The following is a 14,049-nucleotide window of genomic DNA, read 5'->3' as shown; positions in this document are numbered from 1 at the left end:
ATTGTTGTTTTTAGGAAAGCATTCCTTTGTAAAAGTTAGTGTATGCTTCGGCAAATTTTTCTTTCGAGGCGAAAGGTAAAAAAGGTTTTCCTGAAGATTCTATAATTTTTGTTAAACTTGAAGACACATTTTCAGAGGCGATTATCACGCCATCGGAATGGCTTATCGAAGCTGATATAAGATTTTCGTAATTAGGTATTTCTAATTCTTTAATTGCGTCATGAGGAATATTATCAAACTTGATTTTGTTGATCATTTCCGAATCTAAGGCGCCTTCAAAAGATTGTCCGTAAACCGAAGTCACAATTTTGGTCTCCGAAAACAACGCTTCATCTTTGTAATAATGCTTCATGTAAATTGGCAACAAACTCGCCATCCAACCGTGAACATGGATAATATCGGGAACCCAATTCAATTTCTTAACCGTTTCCACTACGCCTTTGGCAAAGAAAATAGCTCTTTCATCATTATCCGGATACAGCACACCGTCTTCATCACTAAAGGTAGCTTTTCGTTTGAAATACTCATCATTATCAATAAAGTAAACCTGAATTCGCTCTTTTGGGATTGACGCTACTTTGATAATCAAAGGCATATCCAAATCATTCACTACTAAATTCATTCCCGACAATCGGATAACTTCATGCAATTGATGTCTTCTCTCGTTGATATTTCCATATCTTGGCATAAAAATTCTTATTTGTCCGCCCTGATCATTAATCATTTTAGGGACGTCATACGACATTAAAGAAACCTCATTTTCAGCCAGATAAGGCACCACTTCAGATGATACATACAATATCCTCTTATCTTCCATAATCTATTTTACTTTATTTATTGGCAATAAAAAACAGGCAAAAGTACAAAAATTTATGCAGTTATTTATGAAAATAGTAAGTTTGCAACTCATTTACCGAAAGCCAATGCTGATTTTTAACACTCAAAATGAATTAGTTTCTCATCTGACTTCTGTTTCAAACGCAGCAACTTCGATTGGTTTTGTACCTACGATGGGCGCGCTTCACCAGGGTCATCTTTCTCTTATCAAAGAAGCTTTACTGCACAACACCATAGTAGTCGTTAGCATATTTGTAAATCCAACGCAGTTTAACAACGCCGATGATTTAGCCAAATATCCCCGAACGCTGGAGAAAGATATCGAAAAGATAAAAACTGTTTCCGATGCGATTATAGTTTATGCCCCAAGCGTTGACGATATATACAAAGGCAAAACCATTTCCCAGCATTTTGATTTTGACGGCTTGGAAAACCAAATGGAAGGCAAGTTCAGGCAAGGTCATTTTGACGGGGTAGGAACTATCGTAAAACGTCTTTTCGAAATCGTAAAACCAACCCATGCCTATTTTGGTGAAAAGGATTTTCAGCAACTGCAAATCATCAAAAAAATGGTTAGCAAATTTGAAATGCCTGTAAACGTAGTCGGTTGTCCCATTTATAGAGAAACCAACGGTCTGGCCATGAGCTCGCGCAACGAAAGATTATCCGAAAAAGAAAGAAATCAAGCGGCCATCATTTTCAAAACCATTACGCAAGCCAAAAAACTATTTGCCACAAAATCCGCTCAGGAAGTGACTGAATTTGTGGCTAAAACTTTTGAGAAACAACCCGATTTTGAATTAGAATATTTTCAGATTGCCGACGAAGCGACGTTGCTTCCCTGCCTTCGAAAAAACAAAACCAAAACCTACCGTGCTTTCATAGCTGTTTTTGTTAACAAAGTCAGATTGATTGACACCATTTCATTAAATTAATTTACTTTTGCCCCATGCAAATTGAAGTAGTAAAATCGAAAATCCACCGTGTAAAAGTAACGGGTGCCGACTTGAATTACATCGGCAGCATTACCATTGACGAAACCTTGATGGAAGCCTCCAACCTTATTGAAGGCGAAAAAGTGTCTATCGTAAATGTCAACAATGGTGAGCGTTTTGACACCTATGCCATCAAAGGCCCCAAAAACTCTGGCGAAATCACCTTGAATGGCCCGGCTGCCAGAAGAGTGCACAAAGGCGACATCATCATCATCATGTCCTATGCTTTGATGGATTTTGAAGAAGCCAAAAACTTCAAGCCGTGGTTGGTTTTCCCCAATGAAAAAGATAACTCCCTGACGTAATCCCTTGAAAAAACAAATTGGAAAATGGGCTTCAATTTTGCTCCCGCTATTGCTGGGAGTGTATCTGATTTACTATAAATTCAACGAATTCACACCGGCCCAAATTACCGAGATGAAAGGCTATTTCAAAAACGCCAATTATTTCTATATTTATCTGTCGCTTTTCATTGCGCTATTTGGATTTATTTCGAGAGCTTATCGCTGGAAATTTTCTATAGAACACATGGGCTATCACTCCCATTTTCACAACAACATGATGGCGGTTTGCGTGGCTTATTTTATGAACCTGACCATTCCGCGTTCGGGGGAAGTTTCCCGGGCTTTGATCTTGAAAAAATACGAAAACATTCCATTTGACAAGGCTTTCGGAACCATTGTTGCCGAAAGAGTGGTGGATTTGTTAATCTTCTTTTTGTTTGTGGCCATTTCCTTTTTTGTTCAGTTTAATGTGCTGAAAAACTACATATTGGAAAAAATTCCTTTCGAAAAACTGATGATCCTGGGGCTTATTGGCCTAGTAGGGTTTATCCTTTTTATTTTGATTTGGAAATATGCCAAGTGGAAAATAGTATTGCTGCTTAAAGAAAAATTTGCCGGCCTAACCGAAGGGATGCTAAGTATCGTACATATGGAAAACAAATGGTGGTTTTTATTCCATTCCTTCTTCATTTGGTTTACCTATATCCTGATGTTTTACGTTACCGTTTTTGCCTTAAAAGAAACCAGTAACATTGGTTTCGGGGCGATTATTATTGCTTTCGTTTTTGGTAGTTTGGCCATTGGTTTCACCAACAGTGGCTTCGGAGCTTATCCGCTTTTAATAGCCGAAATTTTTATGCTTTACGGAATTCCAGACACGGCCGGAACAGCATTTGGCTGGCTCGTTTGGATTTCACAAACTTTGCTGATGGTGGTTTTGGGTAGTTTATCGCTTTTATTGCTTCCCATTTTAAATAGAAATAAATAATTTTGTTATATTGCTTGTCGATTTAACAATCGTTCTATTTAACCAAACCTGAACCCATGAAAAAACTTCTTTTATTATTTATAATAATTTGCTCCAATACTGTTTTTTCTCAAAAAAGAGTAACAGACACCATTACGTCCCAAAAACTAAACGAAGACCGCGAAATCACCATTGGTTTGCCACCTTCCTATGAGAAAAACTCGAAACAAAGTTATCCAATACTGGTGCTGCTTGACGGCGATTTTCTTTTCGACCCGTTTCAAGGCGCTTTAAGTTATGGGTATTATTGGGATGACTTACCCGAAGTGATTATTGTAGGCATCAGTCAAAACAAAAACAACGAACGCGAAACGGATTGCACCACAGAACCAACTACAGGTTTACCCGATGAAAAAGGCGAGAAGTTCTTTGAATTTATTGGTATGGAATTAATACCGTACATCCAAAAAAACTACAGAACGGCACCATTTAAAATCGTGGCCGGTTTAGATACCACCGCCGGATTTCTGAATTGCTATTTATACAAAGACAATCCCGTTTTTGACGCTTACATCTCTATGAGTCCGGAGCTTCCCGCAGGAATGGAAGAACAAATTCCGGATAGATTAGCCGCCATTCAAAAACCTATTTTTTATTATCATTCCACAGCCGAGGGTGATGTCAAAAAAATGCGGAATCGGATTCAGGCCATGGATGAATTGATTAAAAAAGTAAGCAATCCAAAGCTGAATTACCGATACGAAGATTTTAAAGGAGCTTCTCATTACTCGTTGGTTTTAAATTCCATCCCGAGTGCGCTCTACCAAATATTCTCGGTCTACCAACCTATTTCCATTACTGAATTTCAGGAAAAAATTGCCACACTGCCTTCCGGTTATGTAGACTATCTGACCCAAAAATACGATGTGCTCGAAAAATCCTTAGGATTAAAAGTTCCCATTCGTTTGAATGATTTCAAGGCCATTGAAGCTGCTATTTTAAAAAACAAAGCCTACGATGAATTCGACCAATTGGCACAATTAGCAGACAAAAATTATCCGAAAAGCATGTTAGCCGACTATGAATTGGGACAGATGTTCGAAAAAAAGGGTGACAATGCCCGAGCAGTAAAATCGTATTTAAGAGCCTTTCAAATGCAGGAAATTGGCGATTTGACCAAAGACATGATGATTGAAAGAGCCGAGGAATTGAAAAAAACATTACCTAAAAAAGGACAAAAAGCAAAAGAAGAACCAGTGGTAGAAGAAACCCCGCCGGCCGACGCGCCTCCAACTGACACCCCACCAGCCGAGACCCCAACAGAAGAGAAAAAACCATAAAATGTCCAAACTCAAAACTACTTTTTTTTGTCAAAATTGTGGGGCTCAATACGCCAAATGGCAAGGGCAATGCAATTCGTGTAAAGAATGGAATACCATAGCCGAAGAAATCATTCAAAAGGAAGAAAAAGTAAGCTGGAAACCAACAGCTACTGACTCCAAAAGAGTTTCCAAACCACTCAAAATAAAAGAAATCGATTCCACTCAGGAAGTGCGAATGGATACCACTGACGGCGAATTAAACAGAGTCCTTGGCGGTGGCATTGTTCCAGGCTCCTTGATTCTTTTGGGTGGAGAACCTGGCATTGGAAAAAGTACGTTGCTACTGCAGATTTCATTAAAATTACCTTATAAAACCTTATACGTTTCGGGCGAAGAAAGCCAGAAGCAAATCAAAATGCGCGCAGAACGCATCAACCCAAATAGTGAAAACTGTTTGATTCTGACGGAAACCAAAACCCAAAACATCTTCCGTCACATAGTAGAAACCGAACCCGATATTGTCATCATCGATTCGATTCAAACACTGCATACTGATTATATTGAATCCACGGCCGGAAGCATTTCCCAGATTAGGGAAACTACTGCTGAGCTAATCAAATTTGCCAAAGAAACCAACATTCCGGTGATCCTGATTGGCCACATTACCAAAGATGGTAACATCGCCGGCCCGAAAATATTGGAACACATGGTCGATACCGTTTTGCAATTTGAAGGCGACAGAAATCATGTCTACCGAATTCTGCGTTCGCTCAAAAATCGTTTTGGTTCTACTGCCGAATTGGGAATTTACGAAATGCAGGGTTCGGGTTTGAGAGAAGTTTCCAATCCTTCCGAAATCTTAATTTCACACCGCGAAGAAGAACTTTCAGGAACCGCCATCGCCTCTACTCTGGAAGGCATGCGCCCGTTAATGATCGAAATTCAGGCTTTGGTTTCCACCGCTGTTTATGGAACGCCGCAAAGAAGTACAACGGGCTACAATGCCAAACGATTGAATATGATTTTGGCCGTGTTGGAAAAACGTGCCGGATTTCGTTTGGGAACCAAAGACGTTTTCCTAAACGTAACTGGCGGTATTTCTGTGGATGACCCTGCGATTGATTTAGCCGTTGTTGCTGCTATTCTTTCTTCCAATGAGGATATCGCGGTGGGCAAAGATGTTTGTTTTGCCGGCGAAGTGGGATTGTCGGGAGAAATTCGTCCGGTGAATCGCGTAGAACAACGCATACAGGAAGCCGAAAAACTGGGATTTGCTACTATCTTTGTATCTAAATACAATAAAATCGCCATCAAAAACGCTCTCATCAAAATCGTTTTGGTATCTAAAATTGAAGAAGTGGTGGAGCAATTGTTTGGGTAATTGTTAGTTCTAATTATACTAAAAGACCGAAAAAGTCGTTTTTAGTAAAACCAATTCGTTATGAAATCCAAAAAGCAAAAAGCGTTCCTTATTCTCAAAATAAGCGGCATAGTAGTACTGCTCGGATTGGTGTTGGTTTTTGCTTTTCGAAATACGATTTTAGAAAAAGTCATTCATCGCATTGATGCCAAACTCAACCGCGACTATCAATGCCGGTTCACCATTGAAAAAGCGCAATTTCACGGTTTGACCAATATTGAATTCCAACACATTTATCTAGTTCCGAAACAGGCCGACACCTTAGTTCGGATTGATGAGTTGAAAACGAGTGTGAACTTTTGGAAGCTTTTGGTGGGCGATATTCAATTGGGAAAATTGGAAATCAACAAAGGCTATGTACAATTGGTGAAAACCAAAAACGGCAGCAACTTCGATGCTTTCCTTCGTTCCAAAAAAGAAAAAACAGACAATACCGAAGTCAATTATGCCAAGCTCTTAAACCGAATCACCTCCAAATTAATGGACCTGGTGCCAACGGATATGAGCGTTAAAGGCTTTGCTTTTAAAATTGATGACAAAGGCAATAAAGTGGTTTTCGATTTTAACCAATTGGCTTTGGCCGATAAAAAACTCAATACGCTGATTCAGGTTACTTCTGATAATTTTTCGCAGCAATGGAGCATCAATGGTTTTGCCGATCCCAGAGACCGAAAAGCGGATTTGCAATTTTATAATGCCAAAAGCGATACGATTCGGATCCCGTATTTGGACAAGAAATTCAACTTAAAAACCGGATTCAAATCGATTCATTTCAACTTGGATAATCTTTCGATGGACAGTGGCGAATTGCATATTGACGGCTATTCCTCCATTCAGGATTTATTTGTCAACCACCCAAAAATTGCCGGAAAAGATGTGGTCGTACAAAATGCCCGCTTTGATTATCATTGGATTGTCGGCAAACGGTTTATGGCTTTAGACAGCACCTCAACCATGCAATTGAACCGTATCAAATGCCAACCGTATATTTCCTACACTAATGAAACGGATAAAATTTATGCGCTTAAATTAATCATTCCCAAAATGAAAGCGCAGGACTTTATCTCGTCATTGCCAAGCGGTTTATTCCGTCATTTTGAAGGCATGCAGGCACAAGGAAATTTCAGTTATGCCTTGAATTTTGAATACAACAATCACAAACCGAATGATGTTATTTTTGACAGCAAACTCAAACCCGAAGGATTAAAAATCACCAAATACGGAGAAGCCGATTTGAATAAAATCAACAGCGAATTCGTCTATCGTGCTATTGACAAAGGCGTTTTGCAGCGGCCAATAGTTGTCGGGAATTCCAATCCTAATTTTACGCCATTGGCAGCCATTTCTCCCTATTTGCAAAAATGTGTATTGACCAGCGAAGATCCTTCGTTTTTCACTCATCGTGGGTTTATCAATGAAGCTTTCAAACAATCGATTGCCAAAAACATCCGTACCAAAAAATTCTCCCGGGGTGCCAGTACCATCAGCATGCAGTTAATCAAAAATGTATTTCTGACCCGTGAAAAAACCCTGTCGCGAAAACTGGAAGAAATCCTGTTGGTGTATATTTTAGAAAACAATCACATCAGCACTAAAGAACGCATGCTCGAAGTGTATTTCAACATCATCGAATGGGGCCCGAATATCTATGGCATTGGCGAAGCGTCGCATTTCTATTTTCAAAAAAGCCCGCATGATTTGAATGTCAATGAATGTTTGTTTCTGGCCACCATCATTCCCAATCCGAAAGGATTTATGTCGCGTTTTGATGCTGACCACAAACTAAAATCCTATGCTGCTCAACAAAGTACTTTCCTGACCAAATTGATGTTCCGCCGAAACCTGCTGACGGCTAATGACACTATTTACAATTTCCCTTTATCCATTTCCGGTCCGGCACAATTATTTCTGAAACAAAAATCGGCCAACACCATCGAGAAAGACAGCCTCAGCACGGATGAATTTGAGTTTTAGACGGATGACAAATCCCTCTTTTTAAAAAAATTTCATACTATTCCCAACCTTTTTGCGTTATAACTACTCTATACTGTTATGACCTTAACTTGATATATTATGAAAAAACTATTTTTATTAGCCTTATTGGTTTCGGCAATTAGTGTTGCGCAAAAACCAATCTTCACCACCGCAAAAGTAAAAGCGGCTACTGTTTATTTTAATGCCGCCGAAATATCGCAAACTACTGCCGTAAATCTTCCTGCAGGAACGAGCGAAATCGTCATTAAAAACGTAGCCGATTATCTCAATGAAAACACCGTGCAAATTGGCGCGCCTTCAACGGTAACAGTCCTTTCGGTACAATTTACCCAAAACTACATTTCGGAATACGAAATTGACGAAGCCAATCCGGCCATCAAAAAAGTGCGCGACAGCATTACCTGGACCGAAAAGGAAATCAAAAAAGTACAGATTGAAACTTATACCAATCAACAAACCATTGCCTTATTAGATGCCAATCAAACGGTAGCAGGCGCTAATACCGGCATGAATGTAGGTGAGTTGATGAAGTTGGTTGATTATTATAAAGTCAAACGAACGGAATTGGACAATGGCATCGTAACTTTAAAAGAAAAGGAAACCAAACTCACGACCAAGCTCAATGCCTTGAAATCCAAACTGGAAATTAATACACAAAAAGAAGATAAAAACTCCAAAGGCAAGTTGATTATCCAAGTGATGAATGAAATTGCAGGCGCTGTAAATTTGGATATTAATTACATTTCCAATGCCGCTTCCTGGTCGCCGTTTTACGATTTGCGGGCCGAAAACATCACCACACCCATCAACATGATGTATAAAGGTCAGGTAACCCAATCGACCGGAATTGACTGGAAAAAGGTAAAACTGACTCTGTCTTCCGGCAATCCTAATCAGAACAATCAGGCACCGCTTTTGAGCTCTTGGTTTTTGAGATACCGGGAAGATAATGATAAAGATTATAATTATTATAGAGGGAATACCTATAGCAAATCAAATGATTTAGAGGAAGTTGTTGCTACAGGATATGAAGCAAAAAAAGCCAAAGTAGTTACCACATCATCGGTTTCAAATTACACGACTATAGCAGAAAACCAACTCAACGTGTCTTTTGACATCGACCTTCCGTATGATATTTTGTCGAATGGCAAACCACACAGTGTAGCATTGAAAGAAATCAAACTGCCGGCAACTTATAAATATTACGCCGCGCCAAGAGTAGAAAAAGAAGCTTTCTTATTGGCGGAAATTGAGGATTATTCGAAATACAATTTATTGCCGGGCGAAGCCAATATCATCTTCGAAGGCTTGTATGTAGGTAAAACTATGATCAATCCCAATCAGACTTCCGACACCCTGAATTTGAGTATGGGAAGGGATAAAAAGATTTCCATCAAACGCGAAAAAGTGGTGGATAAATCGGGAACTAAGTTTTTATCTTCTAAAAAAGAACAGACTTTTACCTTTGACATCACCGTTAGAAACAACAAAAAAGAAGCCGCCATTCTGCAACTGAAAGACCAATATCCGCTAAGCACAGATAAAGAAGTGGAAATTGAACTATTGGAAAGCAACGGTGCCAAAGTCAATACCGAAACCGGAATACTGACTTGGGATTTGAAACTTTCGCCTAACGAAACCAAGAAAATCCGAATCAGTTACAAAGTCAAATACCCTAAAGACAAAACCATCGATAATTTGTAAAAACCAAAACGCAATCCTCACCGATTGCGTTTTTTTATAACTGTTTGAGAATAACCTTTTTATTTATAACTTTACCAAAAACCCATTAGCTATGAAAAAAAATCTACTTTTTAGTTTCTTGTTTTTGGCTTCTGCTTCTTTAGCACAAACCATTGGGCTGCAAAGTTTTGCCACAGGCTTCAGTTCTATGGTCGAAATAACACATCCGGCAAACGACTCCCGCTTATTTGTGGTACAACAAGGGGGTATTATTAAGGTAGTAAGCTCTACCGGAACCGTAAATGCCACGCCGTTTTTGACTTTGACCACAGCTACCATTATTACCGGTAGCGAGAGAGGTTTGCTGGGTTTGGCCTTTCATCCTAATTATGCTACGAATGGTTATTTTTATGTCAATTATACCCGCGCCGGCGATGGTGCTACCGTTATTGCCCGCTATTCGGTTTCCGCTGATGCGAATGTAGCTGATGCTGCCAGCGGAACAGTTTTGCTCACCGTTGCCCAACCTTTTGCCAATCATAACGGAGGAAGTTTAAAATTTGGCCCTGATGGATATCTCTACATCGGAATGGGTGATGGCGGAAGCGGTGGCGACCCCGGAAACAGAGCTCAAAATAGCAATGAAAATTTAGGGAAAATGTTGCGCATCGATGTGGATTCGGGTTCCCCTTATGGCATTCCTCCCACTAATCCATTCGTTGGCGTTGCCGGTAATGATGAGATTTGGTCTATTGGGATGCGCAACCCATGGAAATTCTCGTTTAATCGTTTGAACGGCGATTTATGGATTGCTGACGTAGGACAGGATTTGATTGAAGAAATTGACAAAATCCCAAGCCCATTACCGAATACCGGATTAAATTTTGGATGGAATTGTTTTGAAGCGAATGCTCCCTATAGCGGTGCCCAAGGCCCTTGCCCTACTTATGCGGCTACGGTGGCACCTATCAATCAATACGCGCATGGTTCGGGCAGATGCTCTGTTACCGGCGGGTACTTTTATACCGGAAGCCTGTATCCGAATTTTGCCAACAAATACTTCTTTGCCGATTATTGTACTGCCGAAATAGGAACCATAAACAACGCCGGAACCTTAACCTGGATGTATGACGCTCCCGGTACCATCACCACTTTTGGGGAAGATAAAGACGGTGAGCTGTATGTAGCCGATGGTAGTGTAATCTATAAAATCATTGACACTTCTTTGGGTTTACACGACTTTACTAAAAGTGGTTTGAGTTTTTACCCGAATCCGGCGAAGACCGAAATCTTTATCAAAAACAGCTCAGAGGCAGTACTCACCCAAGCATTCGTTTTTGATATAACCGGAAAATTAGTATTGGCAAAACCATTGGAAAAATCAGAGACTCCTTCTGTAACCATTTCCTCTTTAGCCACCGGTTTGTATCTGATTTCCGTTGAAGATGTAACAGGAAACCACTACCAATCCAAATTGGTAGTAGAATAATTAAGGTGCCGGATCAGGATAAACTGCCTGAATTTTATTGATTTCTTTTACCAATTCCGAGGACAAAACCAAGTCAAAAGCCGCTATGTTTTCCTGAAGTTGCGCCATCGTAGTAGCACCAATAATGGTGGACATCACAAACGATTGTTGGTTTACAAACGCCAGAGCCATTTGGGTTAAAGTCATTCCGTTGGCAAGTGCTAAATCTTGATACAACTTGGTGGCTTTGTGGCAATTGTCATTATTGTAACGCGAGAATTGCGGAAACAACCCCAAGCGGGAAGTCGGTTGAATGCCATTCAAATGTTTTCCGGTCAAGAAACTAAAAGCCAAAGGCGAATAGGCCATCAGTCCCACGTTTTCGCGCAGGCAAATTTCAGACAAACCCACTTCAAACAAGCGGTTCAATAAGGAATACGGATTTTGGATTGTGGCTATTCTTGGCAAATGATGCTTTTCGCTTTCATGTAAAAACTTCATCACCCCATACGGATTTTCATTAGAAACTCCGATGTGTTTTATTTTTCCCTCTTTGATTAACCCGTCATAAATGCTCAACACTTCAAAGAAATTGTCCTGCCATTGCGCATCAATATTCGAAACGCCACGTTGCCCGAACATATTCATCACGCGCTCCGGCCAGTGCATTTGGTACAAATCGATATAATCGGTTTGAAGGTTTTTTAAACTGTTATTAACCGCTTCGTGTATGTTGTGTTTCGAAAAATTTAACGGCTTGCGGATGTATTCCATCCCGCGATTAGGTCCTGCTATTTTGGTAGCAATCACCATGTCTTCTCTTTTGCCTGATTGATGCAACCACGTTCCGATATATTTTTCGGTCAGTCCCAAGGTAGCTTGACGCGCCGCTACCGGATACATTTCGGCAGTATCTATAAAATTAACACCTTTTTCAACGGCGTAATCTAACTGAGCATGGGCATCACTTTCAGAATTTTGTTCGCCAAAGGTCATGGTGCCCAGGCAAACTTTGCTGACTTTGATATCGGTATTCGGTAACGTAGTGTAGTTCATTTGTAGAATTTGAAGCCGTTTTTGTGGTGCAAAAGTAAAATATTGTTAGCGGTTACGGGAAACGATTAACACATTTTTTGGAAACGTTTACAATAAAAAAGGCTCTGAGAAAACTCAGAACCTTTAGTAGCTCAGTGACTCAGCACCTATTTTTTAAAACTCGTTTAACATCTTAGAAATCTCATCCAATTTTGGCGTTAAGATGATTTCGATTCTGCGGTTTTTGGCTTTGCCTTCTGGAGTGTCGTTACTCATAATCGGGGCATATTCGCCACGACCCGCAGCCGTTAAATTTTTCTTTTGAATGCCGGCATTTTCACCAAGGATATTTACAATCGCTGTAGCTCTTTTGGTGGATAAATCCCAGTTGCTTTCAATGCCACCACCAATGTTTCCTAGTATTTTATCGTTATCGGTATGGCCTTCAATCAACACAGTAATATCCGGGTTTTGGGCTAGCACTTTCCCTACTTCAACTACCGCTTGTCTTCCTTGGGTACCTACGGCCCAGCTTCCGGTTTGGAACAATAGTTTGTTCTCCATAGATACATATACTTTCCCGTTCTTTTGTTCTACGGTTAAGCCTTTGCCTTCAAAAGCATTCAAGGCTTTCGATAGGGTTTCTTTCAGTTTTTTCATGCTGGCATCTTTGGCAGCAATCATACTCTCAAGCTCATTCAGTCTTTTGGTACTCGAGGCTAAGTCGTTTTTCAGTTTATTCAAACGGTCTTGCTCTGCAGCCAGGGCTTTTTCTTTGGCTTCCAACTGTGCCAATAACTCGCGGTTCTTGTTCATATTGGTCTCTAAGGCATCGTTGCTGTTTTTTTCCAAAGCGGCATACGAATCCTGTAAGGCTTTCAGGTTGTTACTCGTAGCCGTGCAATCAGCCGTCAGCTTGTCTTTGGCGGCTTTGGTTTTATTCAACTCGGCCGTCAGTGATTTGTTTATCGAATCGTATTCGGCATTGGCTTTGTGCAGTTCTTCATTTTCATCGGCCAAACTGCGGTTCTCTTTCTTTAAATCGGTGTATTTATTCTCTAAATCATTATAGATTTTTTTGGACACACACGAAGACATCAAAGTCAGCAACAGTATTCCTAAGGCAATTTTTTTTATCATATCTAAATTTATTATTGGGGTTTATTGTATTTCCACCAAAACCGGACAATGGTCGGAATGCTTGGCTTCGGGTAAAATGACGGCTCTGGTTAATCGGTTTTTCATGGGTTCGCTAGCCAGGCAATAGTCAATGCGCCACCCTTTGTTATTGGCACGGGCATTGGCACGGTAGCTCCACCAACTGTAATTATCGGGTTCCTTATTAAAAAAACGGAAGGTATCAATGAAACCGCTTTTCATAAAGTTGTCTAACCACAAGCGCTCTACCGGTAAAAATCCGGAAACATTTTTGTTTCTGATGGGATCATGAATGTCAATGGCTTCGTGGCAAATATTGTAATCGCCGCAAATAATCAGATTCGGGATTTCCTTTTTCAGCTCGTTGATGTACTTTTGGAAGTCATCCATATACATGAATTTATGGTCCAATCGATCGATATTCGTTCCGGATGGCAGGTACAAACTCATCACCGAAAAGTCATCAAAATCGACTCTCAGGTTTCGGCCTTCAAAATCCATGTGGGCAATGCCGGTGCCGAAAACTACATTGTTGGGTTTTATTTTTGACAAAATAGCCACACCGCTATAGCCTTTTTTTTGTGCCGGAAACCAGTAATGATAAGGATAGCCTGAAATCTCAACATCAATCAGCGGAATTTGATCGGGGGTAGCTTTTATTTCCTGCAGACAAATTACATCGGGGTTGGCTTGCTGCAACCAGTTCAGAAATCCTTTCGAAATGGCGGCGCGAATCCCGTTTACATTATAAGAAATAATTCTCATGAAGTCTTGTTAAGAGTTTTTCCAAAAGTATGTAAAAACATAAACATTTGAAACTCATAAGTCATAATAAAAAATTAAAATTAGAGTGGTGAATTCGCTTTTTTGTGAATCCTATTTCAG

At 40.1% G+C, this 14,049-nt stretch carries 12 protein-coding genes; 8 read left to right on the top strand and 4 right to left on the bottom strand.

Annotated elements, in window-relative coordinates:
* Positions 1-10 precede the first annotated feature (10 nt).
* Positions 11-817: a glycogen/starch synthase gene (locus V7D82_RS01275; RefSeq protein WP_333599156.1), complete on the bottom strand. Its 807-nt coding sequence runs from the start codon at positions 815-817 to the stop codon at positions 11-13.
* A 106-nt stretch (positions 818-923) separates the two neighbouring features.
* On the opposite strand from V7D82_RS01275, the gene panC reads away from it, so the two are divergent.
* From panC to V7D82_RS01235, 8 genes are all read left to right on the top strand, one after another.
* Positions 924-1,772: a pantoate--beta-alanine ligase gene (gene panC, locus V7D82_RS01270; RefSeq protein WP_333599188.1), complete on the top strand. Its 849-nt coding sequence runs from the start codon at positions 924-926 to the stop codon at positions 1,770-1,772.
* A gap of 14 nt (positions 1,773-1,786) precedes the next feature.
* Entirely contained in the window at positions 1,787-2,137 is a 351-nt protein-coding gene (panD, locus tag V7D82_RS01265) for an aspartate 1-decarboxylase (protein WP_333599155.1), read from the top strand.
* Positions 2,138-2,141: 4 nt separating this feature from the next.
* Positions 2,142-3,104: a lysylphosphatidylglycerol synthase transmembrane domain-containing protein gene (locus V7D82_RS01260; RefSeq protein WP_333599154.1), complete on the top strand. Its 963-nt coding sequence runs from the start codon at positions 2,142-2,144 to the stop codon at positions 3,102-3,104.
* 56 nt (positions 3,105-3,160) lie between these two features.
* Positions 3,161-4,423 carry an alpha/beta hydrolase-fold protein gene (locus V7D82_RS01255; protein ID WP_333599153.1) on the top strand — a complete coding sequence of 421 codons (1,263 nt, stop codon included), beginning with the start codon at positions 3,161-3,163 and terminating at the stop codon, positions 4,421-4,423.
* Between the two features lies 1 nt (position 4,424).
* Positions 4,425-5,786 carry a DNA repair protein RadA gene (radA, locus tag V7D82_RS01250; protein WP_333599152.1) on the top strand — a complete coding sequence of 454 codons (1,362 nt, stop codon included), beginning with the start codon at positions 4,425-4,427 and terminating at the stop codon, positions 5,784-5,786.
* A gap of 60 nt (positions 5,787-5,846) precedes the next feature.
* On the top strand, positions 5,847-7,799 hold the full coding sequence (locus tag V7D82_RS01245) for a biosynthetic peptidoglycan transglycosylase (RefSeq protein WP_333599151.1): 1,953 nt from the start codon (positions 5,847-5,849) through the stop codon (positions 7,797-7,799).
* A 99-nt stretch (positions 7,800-7,898) separates the two neighbouring features.
* Complete coding sequence (locus tag V7D82_RS01240) at positions 7,899-9,524, top strand: DUF4139 domain-containing protein (RefSeq protein WP_333599150.1); 1,626 nt, start codon at positions 7,899-7,901, stop codon at positions 9,522-9,524.
* A 91-nt stretch (positions 9,525-9,615) separates the two neighbouring features.
* A complete protein-coding gene (locus tag V7D82_RS01235) occupies positions 9,616-10,992 on the top strand; it encodes a PQQ-dependent sugar dehydrogenase (RefSeq protein WP_333599149.1) in 1,377 nt (458 codons plus the stop codon).
* On the opposite strand, the gene V7D82_RS01230 is transcribed toward V7D82_RS01235, so the two are convergent.
* The 3 genes from V7D82_RS01230 to V7D82_RS01220 form a co-directional block, all read right to left on the bottom strand.
* Positions 10,993-12,027, bottom strand: coding sequence for an NADP(H)-dependent aldo-keto reductase (locus V7D82_RS01230; RefSeq protein ID WP_333599148.1), 1,035 nt, complete (start codon positions 12,025-12,027; stop codon positions 10,993-10,995).
* A gap of 153 nt (positions 12,028-12,180) precedes the next feature.
* Positions 12,181-13,146 (bottom strand): OmpA family protein, encoded by a 966-nt coding sequence (locus V7D82_RS01225; protein ID WP_333599147.1) that lies wholly within the window; start codon positions 13,144-13,146, stop codon positions 12,181-12,183.
* A gap of 21 nt (positions 13,147-13,167) precedes the next feature.
* Complete coding sequence (locus V7D82_RS01220; RefSeq protein WP_333599146.1) at positions 13,168-13,929, bottom strand: exodeoxyribonuclease III; 762 nt, start codon at positions 13,927-13,929, stop codon at positions 13,168-13,170.
* Positions 13,930-14,049: the final 120 nt, after the last annotated feature.

The organism is Flavobacterium sp. (genome assembly GCF_036741995.1).
Lineage (GTDB): Bacteria > Bacteroidota > Bacteroidia > Flavobacteriales > Flavobacteriaceae > Flavobacterium.
Note: the sequence above shows the minus strand (reverse complement) of the source record. Positions and strands in the feature narration are given on the sequence as shown.